The 17,839-nt window shown below is 40.0% G+C and carries 21 protein-coding genes; 5 read left to right on the top strand and 16 right to left on the bottom strand.

The window, feature by feature from the left end; genetic code table 11:
* Nucleotides 1–94: 94 nt before the first annotated feature.
* Entirely contained in the window at nt 95–769 is a 675-nt protein-coding gene (locus tag ACXAD1_RS05960) for a DUF421 domain-containing protein (protein ID WP_370222259.1), read from the top strand.
* 129 nt (nt 770–898) lie between these two features.
* Here ACXAD1_RS05960 and ACXAD1_RS05955 read toward each other — a convergent pair whose 3' ends face one another.
* A complete protein-coding gene (locus tag ACXAD1_RS05955) occupies nt 899–1,183 on the bottom strand; it encodes a hypothetical protein (RefSeq protein ID WP_206835383.1) in 285 nt (94 codons plus the stop codon).
* A 204-nt stretch (nt 1,184–1,387) separates the two neighbouring features.
* Here ACXAD1_RS05955 and ACXAD1_RS05950 point away from each other — a divergent pair, with 204 nt between their 5' ends.
* The gene (locus ACXAD1_RS05950) at nt 1,388–3,706 is read left to right on the top strand and encodes a UvrD-helicase domain-containing protein (protein WP_474909637.1); all 2,319 of its coding nucleotides are present in this window, start codon (nt 1,388–1,390) and stop codon (nt 3,704–3,706) included.
* A 40-nt stretch (nt 3,707–3,746) separates the two neighbouring features.
* Here the strand turns inward: ACXAD1_RS05950 and spoVIF are convergent, their stop codons facing one another.
* The 7 genes from spoVIF to ACXAD1_RS05915 form a co-directional block, all read right to left on the bottom strand.
* The gene (gene spoVIF, locus ACXAD1_RS05945; RefSeq protein ID WP_206835380.1) at nt 3,747–4,001 is read right to left on the bottom strand and encodes a sporulation-specific transcription regulator SpoVIF; all 255 of its coding nucleotides are present in this window, start codon (nt 3,999–4,001) and stop codon (nt 3,747–3,749) included.
* A gap of 145 nt (nt 4,002–4,146) precedes the next feature.
* Entirely contained in the window at nt 4,147–4,260 is a 114-nt protein-coding gene (locus ACXAD1_RS05940) for a YjcZ family sporulation protein (RefSeq protein ID WP_019381501.1), read from the bottom strand.
* Between the two features lie 168 nt (nt 4,261–4,428).
* The gene (gene spoVAE / locus ACXAD1_RS05935) at nt 4,429–4,785 is read right to left on the bottom strand and encodes a stage V sporulation protein AE (protein WP_206835378.1); all 357 of its coding nucleotides are present in this window, start codon (nt 4,783–4,785) and stop codon (nt 4,429–4,431) included.
* A gap of 13 nt (nt 4,786–4,798) precedes the next feature.
* Nucleotides 4,799–5,812 carry a stage V sporulation protein AD gene (gene spoVAD / locus ACXAD1_RS05930; RefSeq protein WP_206835376.1) on the bottom strand — a complete coding sequence of 338 codons (1,014 nt, stop codon included), beginning with the start codon at nt 5,810–5,812 and terminating at the stop codon, nt 4,799–4,801.
* Nucleotides 5,812–6,285 (bottom strand): stage V sporulation protein AC, encoded by a 474-nt coding sequence (gene spoVAC / locus ACXAD1_RS05925; protein WP_061791561.1) that lies wholly within the window; start codon nt 6,283–6,285, stop codon nt 5,812–5,814. Before spoVAC ends, spoVAD begins: the two co-directional genes overlap by 1 nt.
* Nucleotides 6,286–6,300: 15 nt before the next feature.
* Nucleotides 6,301–6,774 carry a YhcN/YlaJ family sporulation lipoprotein gene (locus ACXAD1_RS05920; RefSeq protein WP_206835373.1) on the bottom strand — a complete coding sequence of 158 codons (474 nt, stop codon included), beginning with the start codon at nt 6,772–6,774 and terminating at the stop codon, nt 6,301–6,303.
* A gap of 332 nt (nt 6,775–7,106) precedes the next feature.
* Nucleotides 7,107–7,460: a DUF1360 domain-containing protein gene (locus tag ACXAD1_RS05915; RefSeq protein WP_206835369.1), complete on the bottom strand. Its 354-nt coding sequence runs from the start codon at nt 7,458–7,460 to the stop codon at nt 7,107–7,109.
* Between the two features lie 127 nt (nt 7,461–7,587).
* Between ACXAD1_RS05915 and ACXAD1_RS05910 the strand changes: the two genes are divergently transcribed.
* Nucleotides 7,588–8,091: a CotY/CotZ family spore coat protein gene (locus ACXAD1_RS05910; RefSeq protein WP_206835365.1), complete on the top strand. Its 504-nt coding sequence runs from the start codon at nt 7,588–7,590 to the stop codon at nt 8,089–8,091.
* Nucleotides 8,092–8,155: 64 nt separating this feature from the next.
* On the opposite strand, the gene ACXAD1_RS05905 is transcribed toward ACXAD1_RS05910, so the two are convergent.
* The 4 genes from ACXAD1_RS05905 to mgtE form a co-directional block, all read right to left on the bottom strand.
* Entirely contained in the window at nt 8,156–8,698 is a 543-nt protein-coding gene (locus ACXAD1_RS05905; RefSeq protein WP_370222256.1) for a CotO family spore coat protein, read from the bottom strand.
* A 117-nt stretch (nt 8,699–8,815) separates the two neighbouring features.
* The gene (fabI, locus tag ACXAD1_RS05900) at nt 8,816–9,586 is read right to left on the bottom strand and encodes an enoyl-ACP reductase FabI (protein ID WP_206835360.1); all 771 of its coding nucleotides are present in this window, start codon (nt 9,584–9,586) and stop codon (nt 8,816–8,818) included.
* A 137-nt stretch (nt 9,587–9,723) separates the two neighbouring features.
* Nucleotides 9,724–11,583 carry a cation:proton antiporter domain-containing protein gene (locus tag ACXAD1_RS05895; protein WP_370222254.1) on the bottom strand — a complete coding sequence of 620 codons (1,860 nt, stop codon included), beginning with the start codon at nt 11,581–11,583 and terminating at the stop codon, nt 9,724–9,726.
* Between the two features lie 12 nt (nt 11,584–11,595).
* Entirely contained in the window at nt 11,596–12,975 is a 1,380-nt protein-coding gene (mgtE, locus tag ACXAD1_RS05890) for a magnesium transporter (RefSeq protein ID WP_206835354.1), read from the bottom strand.
* Nucleotides 12,976–13,352: 377 nt separating this feature from the next.
* On the opposite strand from mgtE, the gene prpE reads away from it, so the two are divergent.
* Entirely contained in the window at nt 13,353–14,087 is a 735-nt protein-coding gene (gene prpE / locus ACXAD1_RS05885; RefSeq protein WP_474909636.1) for a bis(5'-nucleosyl)-tetraphosphatase PrpE, read from the top strand.
* A gap of 32 nt (nt 14,088–14,119) precedes the next feature.
* On the opposite strand, the gene ACXAD1_RS05880 is transcribed toward prpE, so the two are convergent.
* From ACXAD1_RS05880 to ACXAD1_RS05865, 4 genes are all read right to left on the bottom strand, one after another.
* Nucleotides 14,120–15,004 carry an RluA family pseudouridine synthase gene (locus tag ACXAD1_RS05880; protein WP_474909635.1) on the bottom strand — a complete coding sequence of 295 codons (885 nt, stop codon included), beginning with the start codon at nt 15,002–15,004 and terminating at the stop codon, nt 14,120–14,122.
* A 77-nt stretch (nt 15,005–15,081) separates the two neighbouring features.
* On the bottom strand, nt 15,082–15,876 hold the full coding sequence (locus ACXAD1_RS05875) for an NAD kinase (protein WP_009331194.1): 795 nt from the start codon (nt 15,874–15,876) through the stop codon (nt 15,082–15,084).
* 25 nt (nt 15,877–15,901) lie between these two features.
* Nucleotides 15,902–16,540: a GTP diphosphokinase gene (gene yjbM, locus ACXAD1_RS05870; protein WP_275723073.1), complete on the bottom strand. Its 639-nt coding sequence runs from the start codon at nt 16,538–16,540 to the stop codon at nt 15,902–15,904.
* 119 nt (nt 16,541–16,659) lie between these two features.
* A complete protein-coding gene (locus ACXAD1_RS05865; RefSeq protein ID WP_206835345.1) occupies nt 16,660–17,025 on the bottom strand; it encodes a UPF0738 family protein in 366 nt (121 codons plus the stop codon).
* A gap of 211 nt (nt 17,026–17,236) precedes the next feature.
* Here ACXAD1_RS05865 and ACXAD1_RS05860 point away from each other — a divergent pair, with 211 nt between their 5' ends.
* Nucleotides 17,237–17,827 carry a CYTH domain-containing protein gene (locus tag ACXAD1_RS05860; protein WP_206835342.1) on the top strand — a complete coding sequence of 197 codons (591 nt, stop codon included), beginning with the start codon at nt 17,237–17,239 and terminating at the stop codon, nt 17,825–17,827.
* Nucleotides 17,828–17,839 lie beyond the last annotated feature (12 nt).

The raw sequence follows: 17,839 nt of genomic DNA, 5'->3' as shown, positions 1-17,839 counted from the left end.
TTCTGCCAGGAATGGCAGGAGCTTTTTGTATGCAATAATTTTAGGGCCTTCTGCAAACACTATTCCAGATACAGCAATTTAAGGAGTGGTTTGAATGGAATATTTACATATCATAAGTGTACTTGTGATAGGATATATTTTCTTATTTATTATGGCAAAACTCCTGGGCAAAACACAGATTACACAGATTACTCCTTTTGATTTCATCTCTGCCATCGTGCTAGGCGAGCTGGTGGGAAATGCCCTATACGATCAGGAGACTGGAATCCCGGAAATATTCTTTGCTGTTGCAGTATGGGGGATTCTCATCTACGCAACTGAAATCCTTACCCAGAAATTTAAAAGGGCACGTAAACTCCTTGAGGGTGAGCCCTCTATTGTTATAAAAAAAGGAAAAATCGTCTATGAAGAACTGAAGAAAAATCATCTCGACATTAATCAGCTCCAGCACCTCCTCCGTTCAAAGGACGTTTTTTCAATCAGGGAATGCGAATATGCTATTCTTGAAACAGATGGAACGGTCAGTGCATTGAAAAAACCGCTTTACTCGACACCAACCATACAGGATTTGAATCTCCCTATTAATATGATCGAGCTGCCTGTAACATTAATTTTAGACGGAGAAGTGATTTGGGATAATCTCAAAAGCATCAATTGGGACGAAGCAAAGCTTATTAATGAAATTAAAAACAACGGCGCAAATAATGTCAAAGGTGTCTTATACGCTGAGTGGAAAAAAGGAGAGGCTTTGCACGTGCAAACGTACTAAGCCTCTCCTTCCTTTTTTATGGGTTTAGATACCATAAGTTAGATAACTTGTCCAGCTCCAGCGCCTACCCCCTCGAGGTCACAAGCTTGTCTTGTGCTTGTCAGGGGTGGGCAGGCACTTCCGCTTTTCTTAGATGCATTCACTGATATAGCGGCCTTTGCCCGTCAGCTCGCCGTATGTTTCTTCTGCTTTTTTTCTGGTGCTGCGTGTTTGGATATCTGCCCGCTGCTGAGGATTTGATTTGGTTAACCTTCTTTGAATTTCAAGAGGAAGCTCATGACGGAAACCTTTTGAATTGGATTGTGCCGATATTTTGGCAACTGGCACGAAACGAAATGGATCATATTTTGTGCCAATCTCTCTTTCTGCATACTGATTATATTGATATGAAGTTACAGGTAAAATGTAGCCCATGAATGCCCCTCTCTCCATTCTTTATGTATCTGTTTATTAAAGGAATACGAAACAATATTTATTTTTATGTACCCGTTTACATAAAACTTTAAACAGAAAAGCACTTTAGAATCCTTTACCGGTTTGTTATGATAAAATCGGTCTTATTGTTAGAAGATGATTAATAACTTAAACTCGGCAATTTATAAAAATGGGGTATTTTTTATGAAGACAGCAATTTTACTTAATAAAACAGTGAATCTGGAACAATTAAATCGAGAAAGTTTTCAGCATATTTATGAAGAAGGCAAAAAAGGAAAGCTGTTTTGCCCTGATTGCGGAGCTTCTGTCCGTTTGTATTTAGGAATTATGGATGAGCCTCATTTTTATCATATTCAGCAAAGCAGCAGAATGTGCAAGGATAAGATGATGAAACAAGAATCGGCCAAGATTGAGACTGAAGAATATATAGAAAGAAATGGCTTTAATATGCCTGTTTCAAGGCAAATTGCTTCTGCTGCGGTAAAAGAAATCGAATCAGCCTTTAAAAAAGCTCAGCCGGCAAAAAATATCCCCCCATATATCCAAGAAAGCACTCAGAATCCAAGTTTCCCTGATGAATACTTAAAGTCCCTTTCACAAGCAGGAGTCTTTTTGGATGAACAGCAGGCAGCTGCTGTCTCACATATTGATGGGCCTCTGCTCGTTCTTGCAGGTGCAGGGAGCGGCAAGACCAGAGTTTTAACAACCAGGACTGCTTTTATGCTGCGCGAAAAAGATATCGATCCTAAATCCATAATGCTCGTTACCTTTACAGCTAAGGCTGCTGCTGAAATGAAGGAGCGCCTTACCCAATATCCCGGAATGGATTCACGAAAAGTCAGGCAAATCGTTTCCGGCACTTTTCACAGCTTGTTTTACCGGATTCTCTCCTTCCACAATCCAGAAAAATGGTCTTCCGGCAAGCTGCTTAATAAAGAATGGCAGAGGGAACAGATCATTAAGGAATCCAGCAAAGACTTAAAGCTCGATGAAAAGGAATTTGCCTTTGACCTTGCCCTCCAGCAAATTAGCTTTTGGAAAAATTCTCTTATGATACCTGGGAAGGTTCATCCAAAGAATGATTGGGAGGAACAGACCGCGATTCTTTATCAAAGGTATGAACAAACCAAATTAAGAAAAGAATTATTTGATTTTGATGATATGCTGACAGGCTGCCATTCTCTTTTTCATGAAAAGCCTGAAATTCTTGAACAATATCAGAATCGCTTTCATTATTTCCTGATCGATGAGTTCCAGGATATTAATAATGTTCAATATGAGCTTATGAAAATGCTGTCCGATAAAACAAAAAATGTCTGTGCAGTGGGTGACGATGATCAATCTATTTATGCTTTCAGAGGAAGCGATCCCCAATATCTTTTAGATTTCGAAAAAGATTTCCCTGGTGCTAAGGTTATAACATTGAATCAGAATTACCGCTCTGCTCACGAGATCGTATCAGCTGCAAACCAAATCATATCTTTAAATAAACATAGACGCGCAAAAAGCATGAATGCCCAATTTTCTGGTAAACAGCATCCTTTCCTCTTTTTTCCTTATGATGAGGAAGAAGAAGCTACGATGATCATGACTGATATGCAGGAAAAAATTGAAGAAGGATATGAGCCGCAGGATTTCGCAGTATTATTCCGTACCCATACCGGGAGCAGGGCCATTTTTGAAAGGCTGGCCAATTCCAGTCTGCCGTTTAAATTAGATCAGGATGCCGAATCATTTTATGATCGGTTTATTGTTCGAAGCATGCTTGCTTTTCTAAAGTTATCGTTAAATGAGGATGACCAGAATGCTTTGAAAGATATGCTGCCGTCTCTGTTTGTTAAACAATCAGTCCTTCAGGATATTAAGGCAGAGAGCATCTTGCAGGATTGCTCAATGCTGGAGTGCCTAAAGTTTATAAAAACAGGATTTGCTTTTCAGGAAAGCAAGTTAAAAAAAGTGATTCCTGTTACCAGATCCATCTCAGGACTCAGTCCCCTCACTGCAATTGAAACGGTTGAAAAAGAGCTTGGCTTCCAGGACTTTTTAAAAAAACGAGGTAATGAAGGCAATAAAATGGATAAAGGCTCTGATGATATAAAAGATTTAAAGGTCGCTGCACGTAACTTTCAATCTCTTCATGAGTTTCTGGAACATACTGAACATATGAAAGCCATGAACAAAGAAATCAAGCGCCTCAGCAGGAATAAGGATAATGCTATTACATTAAGCACAATCCACCGTGCAAAAGGGCTTGAATATAACGTTGTTTATGTTGCCGGTGCAGTTGAAGGAAACCTCCCGCATGATCACGCACTAGAAGCTTACCGTTCAGGTGAATCTTCCCCATTAGAGGAAGAAAGAAGGCTGATGTATGTTGCAGTAACAAGAGCCAGGAAGGATTTGTATATTTCTGTGCCGGAAAAAAGGCGCGGACGAAAGTCATATGCCTCAAGGTTCCTTGCTCCCATTACAAGAAGCGGCAGGAATAAAGGCAGTAATTAACAGAAGAACCTGGCTGATTTATATCGCCAGGTTTCTCCTGTTATTTTTTATTTATCATCTGCGAAATGGTATTAAAGTCAAGCTGTTTTCCATCAGCAACGATCGATTTCACAATCTTGTCTTCCGTATCCTTGGAAACGGGTTTGTTAGCAATTTGCGAAACCCTCTTGATTACATTTCGCACTGTTTTTTCATCTTTAAAATTTGCATTCTGCAAAGAGCCGGCCAGTTCAAAAACATCCTTCATATTTACGCCTGTTTTCTTTTCAAGGTTTTTAAAAAAGTTATTATCCATCCTGAACACTCACGCTCCTTCATTTACTCCTTTATATCTTATGAAGGTAGGCGGAAAACGTGAAATGTATTAATAATTTATGTACCATATATGCAAAAAAGCCAACACAAAACCTGCTGCCGGTTCTGAGTCAGCCTGTGTAAATCTAATTGTAGAAACTTGCTCCGACGATAATGAGTAAAATGAAAAGAACAACGATCAGAACAAACGTATTTCCATAGCCCCCGCCATATCCGCAGCCTCCATAGCCATAGCCCATGCCTCTCACCTCACTTAGATTTCTCCCTACAACATATGTGTTAATTAAGCAGGGGGTATGGGCAAGCTCCCAAGGCAGGCTTGGTTTATTCGGTCAAATTGTAATAAGGGCTTGTTTTTAATTAACTTGAAGATCATTCTTGTGTAAATTTTTTATACCTAATGCCACTTAGCCTTTTGGCTTGAAAATAAGGGCACCGATAAATCCGAAGATTATCGCAGCTGAAATACCGGAGCTCGTTACTTCAAACATTCCGGTCAATACACCGACAAGCCCATGCTGATCAGCTTCCTGAAGGGCTCCATGGACAAGGGAATTCCCAAAGCTGGTTATGGGGATCGTCGCGCCGGCTCCCGCAAAGTCTGCAAGTGGTTCATAGAGTCCAACTCCATCAAGAACAGCTCCTATTACAACCAAAAGACTTAATGTATGGCCAGGTGTTAGCTTAAAAACATCAAACATTAGCTGGCCAAATACGCAAAATAGGCCTCCAATTACAAAAGCCCAGAAAAACATAGGCAGCATACAAATTCCTCCTTTAAGTCATTTCGATAGAAACAGCATGAGCAATACAAGGGATGCTCTCATTTTGCTGGAATGTCAATGGGGATAATAGTGCACCCGTAGCGACGACAAGAATTCTCCTATAAGTCCCCTGTTTCATTCGATTCAATAGATGTCCATAAAGGACAGCAGCCGAGCATCCTGCACCGCTTCCTCCAGCTTGGACTGGCTGATCATCTTTATAAATCATTAAACCGCAATCCTTAAATTTCTCTCTGTCTATTTTCAATCCATTATTTGTGAGCAGTTCATAAGCGGTTTCCTGACCAATTCTCCCCAGGTCCCCTGTGACGATCAAATCGTAATGCGATGGATCCAGCTGCATGTCTTTGAAGTGTGCAGTAATGGTATCTGCTGCTGCAGGAGCCATGGCTCCTCCCATATTAAAAGGGTCTGTCAGTCCCATATCGATAACTTTGCCGATTGTGGCAGAAGTGGTAACCGGCATATTTGAACCAACTCCTTTCGCTGAAATCAGAGCCGCACCTGCACCAGTTACTGTCCATTGGGCTGTTGGGGGCTTTTGGCCTCCATATTCTGTCGGGTATCTGAATTGTTTTTCAACAGCGGCATTATGACTGGAAGCACCTGTCAAAACGTAATCAGCACCTTGGTAATTAACAATAAAGGATGCGAGCGCAAGTCCTTCCATTGAAGTTGAACAAGCTCCGAAAATCCCGAAATACGGGATTTGAATCGTTCTTGCACTTAAACTTGAAGGTGTGATCTGATTAATTAAATCCCCGGCAATATAAAACTGAACATCCTCCTTTTGGATATTTGCCTTATTTAAGGCCGTCTGTCCCGCCTCTTCCAAAAGGATTCGGTGTGCTTTTTCATAAGAGTCTTCACCCATCCATAAATCATCATGAAGAACATCAAAATCCTCTGACAGGTTGCCGTTTGCCTCAAATGGCCCGCCGGATACACCAGCAGCTGTAATTACCGGGCGGTTTTGAAAGACCCAAGATTGTTTTCCCTTTAGCATTAAATAACCCCCCAAATAATTAATAGCGTTTTAATCAGGGCCACTACAAAAGCCGAAAACACACCAAATAGAATAACCGACCCAGCAAGCTTGAACATGTTCCCGCCTACTCCCAGCACAAAACCTTCCGTACGATGCTCAATAGCCGCTGAAATCACAGCATTTCCAAAACCAGTTACAGGAACTGCGCTGCCTGCTCCGCCAAACTGGCCCAATCGGTCATAAACGCCAAAACCTGTCAGCAGCATGGAGATAAAAATCATGGTAGCAACTGTTGGATTTCCAGCTGTCTGTTCCGTGAAGTTAAAAAAGTAGATATAAAAATAAGTGATTGCCTGTCCGACAACACAGATAAGCCCTCCTACCCAGAAAGCACGAATACAATTTTTCAAGACCGGGCGCTTCAGCTCATGTTTTTGCTCAAGCTGCTCATATTGCTGCTGTTCAGGTGTTTTATTTGCTTTTTTACTCATACCCCTTCTCCCTTCCTATGTCATTTCATTTTTAAGCTTAATGATTTTATCAAGTTTCTTTTTAGCCTTTTTGTCTGTAAAATCGGGATCTTTCATTTTTTCCTGGAGTTCTACTGCCTCAATAAAGATTTTATAATCGCTTGAAACAATGAAGTTCTCATCAGGGTATTTTTCCTCAAGCATTTTTGTCATTTTCTTTTCAATTTTTTTCATGTGGAATCGCTGCAAGTGCTTCACTTTATAAGCAACAAGTGTATCCCCATTGCTTTTGACCACTGCAACATCATAAAGTTCTTTCATTTTTTCGACATCATGCTCAATATTTTCAACTAAATCCAAATTTCCCTTTGTATTTTTATCAATTAATACAGCAGGGGGATTAGTCGTTTTGAGGAGCGCAAGGTCGCTTTCCGTCACCTTTCCGTCTCCGCTGCAGCCTGATAATAAGATAAGTGAAAATGCAATAAATGATAAAAGTCTTTTTTTCATAATAGTCCCTTCCTATGTAGAATCTTTAATTATATTGTCCTCGAATTGTTTTGGATTTATTTACACCACTATCCATCCTATTTTTTCCAGAAATTAAACAATAAAAAAAGCCGGTATATCCGGCTATTGAGCTTTCTTCGTTTTTTTTCCGCATCCGCACCCCTTTTTCTTTTTCTTGCTGACAGGCTGTGATTTTTCCGTTTGCTGATTTTTATAATCATTTAGCATTGATGAGGCCCTCCATTAATCAATAATTTCCTCTATTTAATTTATGCTGAGCCTCAATGCTTGTGTAAAACAAATGCCTACGCGATTGTACAAAAAGTTATATGCTAATTTATTAATTTTTGCACCAGGGATTCGATTATAGCTGCAAGTCCGGCAACTGCCAAAATCATCAGTATTGGAGCTGACCAGGATGCATAAAAGTAATATACAGCATATATAAATATGGCACTCCAAACCCCTGTACACCAGTAACAGCTTAAAAGCTCCCCGAAAAATCCCCGAATTCTTCCTTCTCTTACCACCAAATATATCTCAGTTTCTCCAACTTGATTTTTTTCTTCTACTTCTTTAAGGAAAGGCTTGCGCAAAAACTCAGTTATTTTATCGTATACCATTAATCTTGTCAGCCTGAAGCTCGCAAGTGAGAGAATCAACAGTTCCATAGCTGATATATCCATGTTTTCACCTCAATTTTAAAAATAGCCTATTTTTTTGAAAATAAGGCGTTTGTCCGTATCCCAAAGGGCCCGCCAGCAATATGTTAGTAGTGTAGACCACAAGAAACAAACAAGGAGGAAAACAAAAATGGGTTGTGGAAAAAAAGACGACTTCAAAGGCAAAAGCTGTGTATGTGAAGTAGTTCGTGCTATAAAAGATATTCAAGATAACGCAGAAGATGTGTGCGAATGCCCTTCAAACTGTTTCCTGGAGCCGCTTGGAGCGATATCACCTTCAAGCAAACGCCGTCATAAGCGTCCGGATACTCGAGTCTTCACACTAAAGACAGCAGATGGTACACCATTCCATGCATTCTTTAAAGGAGATGACTGTGCATGCGTATCCATCTTCTTCAGAGTAGAAGAAGTTTTCGATAATTGCTGTGCCGTGCTCCGAGTACTTCTTCCAGTAAATAGGAAAGAAGGTCGTGACAAAGTAGTCAACCTGGCTGATGATTGCTGCATAGACTTGAAGAAAGTTTGTGAGGTAGACTATTTCTTAGCCACTGATGACTGCGTAACTGTTGATTTAACATGCTTCTGCGCTGTTCAATGTATTGCAGATGTTGACCTGGATATCTGTGAAGACTAATTAAAAGAGGCCAGCCGACCATTCGGCTGGCTATTTTTTGGCCGACATTCTCAAGCATCCAGTTTTACCGTCTTAGACCAATCATTTTTACTGCATTTAAAGATTGAAGATTTAATTGTTCGATTGTATCATCAAACAGCTTAACCTCGATGCATTCTTCATTTCTTGAAACCAAAAATCCCCTTATAGCCTTATCGCCGGTTTCAAATATACATGGTATGGGCGGGAGCTGTTTAGGGAATTCAATTAAGTATTCCAGGCGCTCAAGCGTATCCATTTCCTTAAAACTTTTTACACGATTGAAAGCAGGCTTTCTTTTTTCAGTGGTGAAAGCAAAGGATGCACTTTCTTTTTTCTCTTCCCTGCCTGATTCAAATTCTTCAATAGCTGCCTGCACCTTTACTTCGGTCATATTTTCGATCTTTTCATCGGACTCCGTCTGGTCATTTATTGTTTTCGCGGGTTCCGGTACACTGCCTTTTTGTTCCTGTTTGCGCTCCAGCTCTGCTTTTCTGCTGGAATAGACTGTTTGCATCCTCGTCTCTGGAAATTTAAAACTCGGCTGCTGTATATAAAATAATGGTTCCTTCTCTTTTTTCTCAGCCATTTTTTTGCACACCTCCGCAATCTTAATGTTTCATCGTATTATATGTATGCAGAAGATGGGCTTTCGTTTCTGATGTAAATAAAAAAAGCCCGCTCACATTAGAGCAGGCAATTTCTATTAGAGTATATGATAACCGGAATCCACATGGATATTTTCCCCGGTAATTCCGCGTGACAGGCTGCTGAATAAGAATAATGCTGTATCCCCTACTTCTTCCGGAGTAGTTGTTTTACGGAGAGGAGCCCGTTCTTCAATTTCTTTCAGGATAGAATTAAATTCGCTGATCCCTTTTGCAGAAAGAGTCCTGATTGGACCTGCTGAAATGGAATTAACCCGAATTCCATCCTTACCAAGGTCGTTGGCTAAATATTTGACACTTGCATCAAGAGAGGCTTTTGCTACACCCATAACATTATAATTTTTCACAACCTTTTCACCGCCAAGGTATGTGAGAGTCACAATGCTTCCGCCTTCTGTCATTAATCCTTTTGCTTCCTTGGCAATTGCAGTTAGTGAATAAGAGCTGATATTGTGAGCTAATAGAAACCCGTCTCTTGTCGTGTTCATATATTCTCCCTGAAGTTCTTCCTTATGGGCAAAGGCGATGCAGTGGGCAATTCCATGAATTACACCAGCTTCTTCCTTAATCGTGCCAAAGCATTTCGCGATATCTTCATCACTTGTTACATCACAAGGAAGAACTAATGACTGTACATCCTCCAGTGAGTCTGCCAATTCACGCACACTTTTCTCAAGTCTTTCTCCCGCATATGTAAAGATTAAGCGGGCACCAGCATCATGAAGTGATTTGGCAATTCCCCATGCAATACTTCTTTTATTTGCCACACCCATGACAACGAATGTTTTTCCATTTAGTGAAAGAGTCATTTTAAAATCCTCCTGATTTATTATTACATGTTATTAGTACCTAGTACTAATTGTACATCAATTCATCTGAAAAGAAAAGCCGAAAAAATCCTGCTCTAAAAGCAGAACTTTTTCGGCAAGACAGATGTCAGGCAGCCCTAACACCACTCACAAAATTCAAGTTCCCTTTTTAATTCATCAACGTATTCCTTAGATCCCGTAACTATCAGGCGGTCATTGACATGCAGTTCAGTATCACCGTGCGGAACAATTGAATCTTTTCCTCTAAATATGCGTACGAAAATTACATCCCCTGTAAAAGGGAATCGCCGAAGCATCATGCCTTCAAACTGCTCATTCTTTAATCGGATCTCATATAAAGCTGTCTCCTGGTTCGTTAAAATGTTCACCACACTTGGTGACTCGATTAAAGCACGAAGCAGCGCCTTAGACGAAAGAATGGTTGAAAATAGCTCAATATCATGTTCCCGTAGAGTTTCTTCCATATCAGGGCTTTCCATCCGGCAAATGACACGATCTACTCCCTTTTCTTTAAAAGCAATGGATAATGTGGCATTTGTCTCTTCATCACCTGTGGAGATTACTACAATATCTGAATTAAATGCTTCTGTACCTTCAAAATTTTCAATATCAAACTCCTCAATTTCAATGATATCAAACAAAGAGTCAGCTATCTGCTTTTCCGCCTTTTCCTGCTTTTTATGATACAAAGCTGGTTCGTAAAGGGATGACTTAAGTTCATTATAGATTGGCATAGTCATCTGATTTGCACCAATGAAGGACACTTTAAGCTTTTTCTCTTCTGCCGCTTCCTGAGGGAATAGCTTTTTAAAGACTACAGGAGTAAATATACTTGTTATGACAGCAACCAAGATCAATGTTCCGCTCATTTCTGCGGTTATGACGTCCATTCTTTCACCTATCGTTGCTGCAGCAATAACAAGTGAAAGAGTTGAAGTTAACAAGAAACCCGAGGCAATAACCGTTTTGATGTCATACCATCTTTTTAAAATATAAATCGGGATCAGTTTTGAGAGCAGTAGAGCAATCAGCAGCAATGGAATAAGCATGAGCATCTTGGGATCCCCAAACAATGACCATACGTTCAGATCAACCCCTACCATCACAAAGAAAATCGGGATGAGGAATCCATATCCAAAAGAATCCAGCTTATGAATCATTTCCTGATTTGGTGCCAGCAATGATACAAGAACCCCGGCCAGGAACGCACCTAATATATTCTCTGCCCCAACTGTTTCTGATAATGCCACAAGGAAAATGATCAGAGCAAATACTGCTCTTGTTCCAATCTGAACAGTCCCTGTAGACATCGCTTCAAGGAAATTTAGGTTTTTGAACCTTCTTCCCAGGAAATAAAGCAATACACCTACGCCAAATAAGACGAGAAGCAGCCAGGTATTCCCTCCGCCTGTATCATTTAATGAAACAAACACAGCCAGCAGAATCATCGTAGCCAAATCTGCAATAACGGCAATCAGCAGAATGATTTGCCCTATACCTGTTTTCATTAAATGCGCTTCCTTAAGTGTAGGAACCACAACTCCCAGAGAGATGGTCGAAATAATTAAAGTCATTAAAAAAGCATTATCAATGAATCCTGCCCAGACAAATAAATATGATAGACCCAATGAAACCAGAAATATTCCTATAAATACAATGGAAGAAACAGCAAAAGAGTTTGGCTCAAGCTTCCCGCTTGGGAGCTTTTCTCTCTTCTTTGCAGAAGAAAAAGCTGTGAAGTCAATTTCCAGACCACTCAGGAACATCAGAAATATAAATCCAAGAGTTGAAAGAGTTTCCAGCCACATATCTTCATGCACGATATCAAAACCGCTCTTACCGATAATCAAACCAATAAGAATTTCTGCAACCACTACAGGGATGAAATTAATTTTCAGCCGGTGCAGCAAAATGGGCGTGATAAAAGCAGCCAATATAACAATGACCAGTGATGCTACCGATGCCCCATGTTCCATAAAATAACCTCCTTAGCCTGTTAAGTAGCTCATAAATAATGTCGCCATTCCAAAATAAATTAAAATACTGATTAGATCATTAATAGTTGTAATAAATGGACCTGATGCTACAGCCGGGTCAATTTTCATCCTGTGCATAAGCAGAGGGATCAGCGCACCGGCAAGAGTGGCTACTATTAATGTAAACAAAATTGATACGCCAACTAAAACACCAAGAAAGAAGTTTCCCTTCCAGAAGTAAACAATGAAAGTAACAAGAATACCGCAAATGCCTCCATTAATTAACCCAGTCCCGGCTTCCCTTATCACCAGTTTCCACTTATTTTCTTTCTCCAGGTCTCCTGTAGCAATACCCCGGACAGCAACGGCCAACGCCTGAGTCCCTGTATTTCCTGCCATCCCTGCAATAAGAGGAATGAAAACAGCCAGAATCGCAACCTTATCCAATGTATCCTCAAATCTTCCGATAAGGCTTGCAGTTAACATACCCAAAAACAACAGGATGATAAGCCAGGGAAGCCGTTTACGCGCTGCAGAAACTGGATTCCGGTCAATATGATCCATATCCGATACAGCAGCCAATTTAGAGTAATCATCAGATGCTTCTTCTTCCATAACATCCATAACATCATCAACTGTAATAATACCCAGCAAATGGTTTTGAAAATCTACAACCGGAACGGCAAGGAAGTTATAGTCTTTAATTTTTCTTGCGACCTCTTCCTGATCTTCGCCAACTGATACGGAAACTACTCTGTCATTTGTAATTTCCGAAATCATCGTATCATCATCACTTACTATTAAATCCCTTAATGAAATAACGCCAATAAGTTTCTTCTCGTCATTAACAACGTACACATAATAAATGGTTTCCGCCCTTGGAGCTTCATTTTTCAGGATATACATAGCAGAACGAACCGTCTGATTGGCTGACAGAGAGACAAATTCCGTCGTCATGATACTTCCTGCTGTATATTCTTCGTAATGAAGCAAATCCTTAATTTCTTTTGCCGATTCATCATCCATAATTGTCAAATAGCTGACAACCTGGTCTTTGTCAAGTTCATTTAAAACATCAACGGCATCATCGGCATACATTTCTGAAAGCATATCCGCAGCATAGTGGGGATTCATCTCAGCAAGGACGTCTTTATATTCTTCTTCCTCAATCTCCAGATTTTCAAATAGAGCTGCCATTTCTTCCGGAGAGAGATAAAGATAAATTTTTGCCCGGATGTCCTCATCCAGATCTTTAAAAAATGAAGCCTGATCATAAGGGTGCATATCAAGAAATTCATTCCTGAAGATATCAATTTCTTCATTTTGTAAAGATTGGATTAAAAGACCGGCATTGATGTGGGAATCAGACTTTTCCTCTGCGTGATCTTCCATAAGAATTTACCTCCTCTCATACAATGAAACCATCCTTTTGGAATGTTATCCCCAGCACAGGAATTCTGAGAAAATGGGGACAAATTCATTCTAGCTGTGGAATTGATATTGCCTGCACAAACCACAAGCTCTTTGCCCATTAAAACGCATAACAGGAAAACGTACTTCACTATACTAGCAAATCTTTGTTTTTTTGTCGTCTCTGAACCACCATAAGATCAGATGAACGTTAATGAAGAATTTTTCTTATTTTTAATTTTCCCATTCCTTGAACTAAAAACCGTCCAAGCTTTCTCTTCAGCTTGAAAAATGGAGCGTCATGATAAATATTATGAAAATTGATATCATAACAGTAGAACTATTAAAGGAGCCTAATTATGAGACTTGATATTATTGGTGATATTCATGGCTGCTTTGCTGAATTTAAACAGCTGACATTGGAAATGGGCTATTGCTGGAAGAGGGGATTTCCTGTACACCCAAGTAATAGAAAACTTGCCTTTGTAGGAGACTTAACAGACAGAGGACCAGAATCTCTGGCAGTCATCGATGCAGTATATAACCTTGTCGCAAATGACTTGGCACACTATGTCCCGGGCAATCATTGCAATAAACTATACCGCTTCTTTTTAGGAAATAAAGTTCAAATTACACATGGCCTGGAAACCACAGCAGCTGAATATGAGCAGCTTGACCCGCAATCACAGAAGGAAATTAAAAGGAAATTTATTGAATTATATGAAAATGCACCGCTATACCATGTACTCGACAACAATAAACTGGTAATCGCCCATGCTGGAATTAAGGAAAGCTATATTGGGAAACATTCATCCAAAGTTAAAACGTTTGTTCTTTACGGAGATATAACTGGAGAAAAAAATCCTGACGGTACACCTGTAAGACGGGATTGGGCTAAACAGTATGAGGGTAAGGCAGCAGTTGTCTATGGGCATACTCCTGTAAAGGAAGTCAGGAAAATCAATAACACCTTTAATATTGATACAGGTGCTGTTTTTGGCAATAAATTAACTGCACTTAGATATCCTGAAATGGAATTCATGTCAGTCCAGTCAGGCATGCCTTATGTGGAAGAAAAATTTAGGAAGATTTAATCCAAAAAGCCGGCAAATGTTAATGCCGGCTTTTATAATAGGCAATTCATATCTTCTGGTAGCTTCTGTTCAAACAAAAGGGTTCTGTGCAGAAAGGGATGATTGAAGGAAAGGCTGCAGCAGTGCAGTGCCTGCCTCCTGATAATCTGTCTTGTGCCTCCATACAATTCATCACCCGCAAGAGGATAACCAAGCCAGGCCAAATGGACTCTGATCTGATGAGTTCTGCCAGTTTCAAGCTTTAATTTTACATGAGTAAATTCTTTGCGGCGGCTGATTACCTGATAATGAGTACATGCGTATTGACCTTCCTCACTAACTTCCCGCTCAATAATACTGTCTTTTTTTCTCGCAATCGGCTGTTCTATAGTACCGGCATCCCAGATGACTGCCCCTTCTGCAAAGGCTTCATAAGTGCGCTCGATATTACGGAAGCGCTGCTGCTGGCTAAGCAAATGATGCACATGCCTGTGTTTCGCAATTAAAACCAAGCCGGAAGTATCTCGATCCAGTCGAGTCACGATATGTGCTGCAGACTTTAAGCCTATTCGCTGATAGTATCCAATCAGCCGATTAGCCAAACTTCCCGAAGGATGTTCTCTCGAAGGAATGGTACTAACACCTGCCGGTTTATTTACTACAAGAAGATAATCATCTTCATAATGAATATCAAGGGGCAAGTCTTCACCCTTCATGCCTTCACTGGGAACTTCTTCCGGAAAACCAACCTGAAGGATATCTCCTTCCTTTAACTCATAGCGGACATTGACTTCCACATTGTTCACTTTAATGAAGCCGCCAGCAAACTTTATGTCAGTAAGTGCAGTTTTAGAAATATCATTCTCTTTTAAAAATTCCCTGATTAACGAGCCCGCCTGCGGGGCAGTAATTTTCCATTGTAATTTAAAACGCTCCATGAGCAATTGGCTCCTGTTCTATAAGAAGTAACGGGATTATTAAAATAAGTGATTCTAAAAACTGCAGGGTTCCTTTATCAATCAGCAACAAATGAATCGTGAACTCTTTTCCAGAATGGGAATGGCCTGAACCTGGCAAAACGGATTTTCTCATCTGCCACTCTGAATTGTATTGATTTTACATCTTTATGAAGAAGAGTCAAATGATCAATGGTAATTTGAAAATCCGGTTCATTTACAGGCTTAAGCATGCATGTATGGTGTGCCGGCAATACGAGCGGAGAGCCAACTGTACGGAATACCTTGTTATTGATGGAAGCCATTTCAGCAAGCTGGATGGCAGGCAAGGATGGATGCAGGATGGCACCCCCCAGCGCCTTATTATAAGCTGTACTTCCAGATGGTGTAGAAACACAAAGGCCATCTCCCCGAAACCTTTCAAAATGCTGGCCGCGTATTTCCACATCCATTACTAAAGTACCTTCCACCGCTTTAACTGTTGATTCATTCAATGCAAGATAACGGGTTTCTTTGCCGCCATGCTGGTAGCGGATAATTACTTCCAAAAGCGGATATTCAATCACTTGATATGGGGTTTTGGCAATTGCAATGACAAGCTTTTCGATTTCCTCCGGCACCCAGTCTGCATAAAACCCAAGGTGGCCTGTATGTATACCCACAAACGCGGTCTTGTCCAGACGGCTGCTGTATCGGTGAAAGGCATAAAGTAAAGTGCCATCCCCGCCTACCGATATGACAATATCAGGCTCTTCTTCATCATATGTAAGCTCGAAGTCCAATAAATAGGTTCTCATTTTGTGCATGAGTGTATTAGATTTTGAATCTCCTTTTGAGGTAATGGCAAATTTCATCTTATCCAAGCTCCTCTTTTATACGTTAGTTTTCTCCCTTTTGCTGCTTTTCCTTTTTCCTTGTAAAGAATGCCTGTGCATCCTGAATTTCACCGCGAATGAGTGACATTTCTTCATCCAGCCTGAAAGCAGCCTCTGCCGCTCTCTGGAGCCTCATTTGAATATCTTCAGGGAATTGGCCCTTATATTTATAATTTAAGGAATGTTCAACCGTGGCCCAGAAATTCATGGCAAGTGTTCTGATTTGAATCTCTGCGAGAATTTTCTTCTCTCCTTTTATTGTCTGAACAGGATAGCGGATCACGACATGGTAAGAGCGGTAACCGCTTGCTTTTTTATGAGATATGTAGTCTCTTTCTTCAACAATTTCAAAATCATTTCTTTTTCTTAATAGCTCAACCACTCTCTTAATATCATCTACAAATTGGCACATCATTCTAACACCGGCAATATCCTGCATTTCAGATTCCAATTTGTCGAGAGGAATGCCTTTTTGGTTTGCCTTATCAAGAATGCTTGCAATTGGCTTTACCCTCCCAGTAACAAATTCAATCGGAGAATGGGTAGAATCCATTTCAAATTGGCTTCTCATGCCTTTTAGCTTTACTTTTAATTCTTCGACCGCCTGCTTATATGGCGCCAAAAATAAATCCCAATGCTTCACCTGCAACACCACCAAATATCCGAAGTTAGAAAAGCGCAAGCGCCTCGACTACCCCCGACTTCGAGAGGGGGTAACACAGCCTATCTCTTTATCCAAGTTTTTCGTAATTTAAACATTAATTAAAATATGTTCTCTACTTTTTCTACCATTTCATTACCATAATTGCTGTTCCCACGGATATTTTCTATTAAATCTCCTAATTCCTCATGAAAGCCTGCCAGTTCAATACGATCATGATTACGATCAGAAGCAAAAACACGCATCTGGCCATCAAGTGCCTTTTTAAGTTCCGTCCAGACTGTTTCCGGAAGGGAAATATATGTATAATCATCATTTTGTTCTGCTATGTAAATAAATGAAAGGTTGTCGGAATCAGCCAATATTTGCCGCATGGCTGTTAAGCCTGAGACTGTTCCAGCTTCTATTTCCAAAATTAATTCATTTTCAATCCATTCTGCATTTAAAACTGTAAGTTTCTGTTTCATTTTTCTACCTCCATTGTCATTACCTATTCTATCGCAGATTTTATGGACAGTAAAACCCCTGATTCAATTTTCATAGCCACAGTCCTGCGCCCCGATAGTTGAGTCTCCCCTGATTGACTTTATCACAATAATAAAAAAAACTTCAAAGATTGAAGTCCATGCTAATTAAGGAGATAATACAGGAAATTACTAATAGCTGAGGTGTAGAGGCTTGTCTAACAAAAATATTGAAATTGAATTTAAAAACATGCTGACCAGTGAAGAGTTTTCCTCATTAATAGATTTTTTTTACTTAAGAAGCGAGGATTTTTCTGAACAGGAGAATCATTACTTTGATACACCGGATTTTTTATTGAAGTCTAAAGGGAGTGCCTTAAGGATTAGGCAGAAAAACGGCTCATTTGAATTGACGCTTAAACAGCCCCACCCTGAAGGGCTTTTAGAGACTAATGAAAACATTACTGAGTCCGAAGCTGCAGAGATGATCCAGACTGGAAAAATTCCCAAAGAACAGATAATAATATCCATAGAAAAGCTGGGCATAAAGACAGATAGACTTCAATACTTTGGTACTCTCGCAACAAAACGTGCCGAAAAGGAGTACATGAAAGGTTTGGCTGTTCTTGATCACAGCAGCTATTTAAATAAGGAAGATTTTGAGTTAGAATATGAAGTGGATAACAGGAATGAAGGTGAATTGACTTTTCTAAATTTGCTTAAACAGCTTAACATTCCTGTCAGGAAGACCGAAAATAAAATTAAGAGATTTTATAACGAAAAATACAGACAGCAAAAGGCTTAATAGAATTACAGC

This window comes from Cytobacillus sp. ABV4_503 (genome assembly GCF_056158445.1).
The sequence above is the reverse complement of the archived record's forward strand: the minus strand, read 5'-3'. Positions and strand labels throughout refer to the sequence as shown.

Coding starts and splice junctions, on each gene's coding strand:
- ACXAD1_RS05865 (WP_206835345.1), bottom strand. CDS start 17,025: ATGAAACAGAAACTTACAGTTTTAAATGCAGAATGGATTGAAAATGAA.
- ACXAD1_RS05910 (WP_206835365.1), top strand. CDS start 7,588: ATGGGTTGTGGAAAAAAAGACGACTTCAAAGGCAAAAGCTGTGTATGT.
- ACXAD1_RS05875 (WP_009331194.1), bottom strand. CDS start 15,876: ATGAAATTTGCCATTACCTCAAAAGGAGATTCAAAATCTAATACACTC.
- ACXAD1_RS05950 (WP_474909637.1), top strand. CDS start 1,388: ATGAAGACAGCAATTTTACTTAATAAAACAGTGAATCTGGAACAATTA.
- spoVAC (WP_061791561.1), bottom strand. CDS start 6,285: ATGAGTAAAAAAGCAAATAAAACACCTGAACAGCAGCAATATGAGCAG.
- ACXAD1_RS05915 (WP_206835369.1), bottom strand. CDS start 7,460: ATGGATATATCAGCTATGGAACTGTTGATTCTCTCACTTGCGAGCTTC.
- fabI (WP_206835360.1), bottom strand. CDS start 9,586: ATGACTCTTTCACTAAATGGAAAAACATTCGTTGTCATGGGTGTGGCA.
- prpE (WP_474909636.1), top strand. CDS start 13,353: ATGAGACTTGATATTATTGGTGATATTCATGGCTGCTTTGCTGAATTT.
- ACXAD1_RS05880 (WP_474909635.1), bottom strand. CDS start 15,004: ATGGAGCGTTTTAAATTACAATGGAAAATTACTGCCCCGCAGGCGGGC.
- spoVAD (WP_206835376.1), bottom strand. CDS start 5,812: ATGCTAAAGGGAAAACAATCTTGGGTCTTTCAAAACCGCCCGGTAATT.
- ACXAD1_RS05895 (WP_370222254.1), bottom strand. CDS start 11,583: ATGGAACATGGGGCATCGGTAGCATCACTGGTCATTGTTATATTGGCT.
- mgtE (WP_206835354.1), bottom strand. CDS start 12,975: ATGGAAGATCACGCAGAGGAAAAGTCTGATTCCCACATCAATGCCGGT.
- spoVIF (WP_206835380.1), bottom strand. CDS start 4,001: ATGGATAATAACTTTTTTAAAAACCTTGAAAAGAAAACAGGCGTAAAT.
- ACXAD1_RS05920 (WP_206835373.1), bottom strand. CDS start 6,774: ATGAAAAAAAGACTTTTATCATTTATTGCATTTTCACTTATCTTATTA.
- ACXAD1_RS05955 (WP_206835383.1), bottom strand. CDS start 1,183: ATGGGCTACATTTTACCTGTAACTTCATATCAATATAATCAGTATGCA.
- ACXAD1_RS05905 (WP_370222256.1), bottom strand. CDS start 8,698: ATGGCTGAGAAAAAAGAGAAGGAACCATTATTTTATATACAGCAGCCG.
- ACXAD1_RS05940 (WP_019381501.1), bottom strand. CDS start 4,260: ATGGGCTATGGCTATGGAGGCTGCGGATATGGCGGGGGCTATGGAAAT.
- ACXAD1_RS05960 (WP_370222259.1), top strand. CDS start 95: ATGGAATATTTACATATCATAAGTGTACTTGTGATAGGATATATTTTC.
- spoVAE (WP_206835378.1), bottom strand. CDS start 4,785: ATGCTGCCTATGTTTTTCTGGGCTTTTGTAATTGGAGGCCTATTTTGC.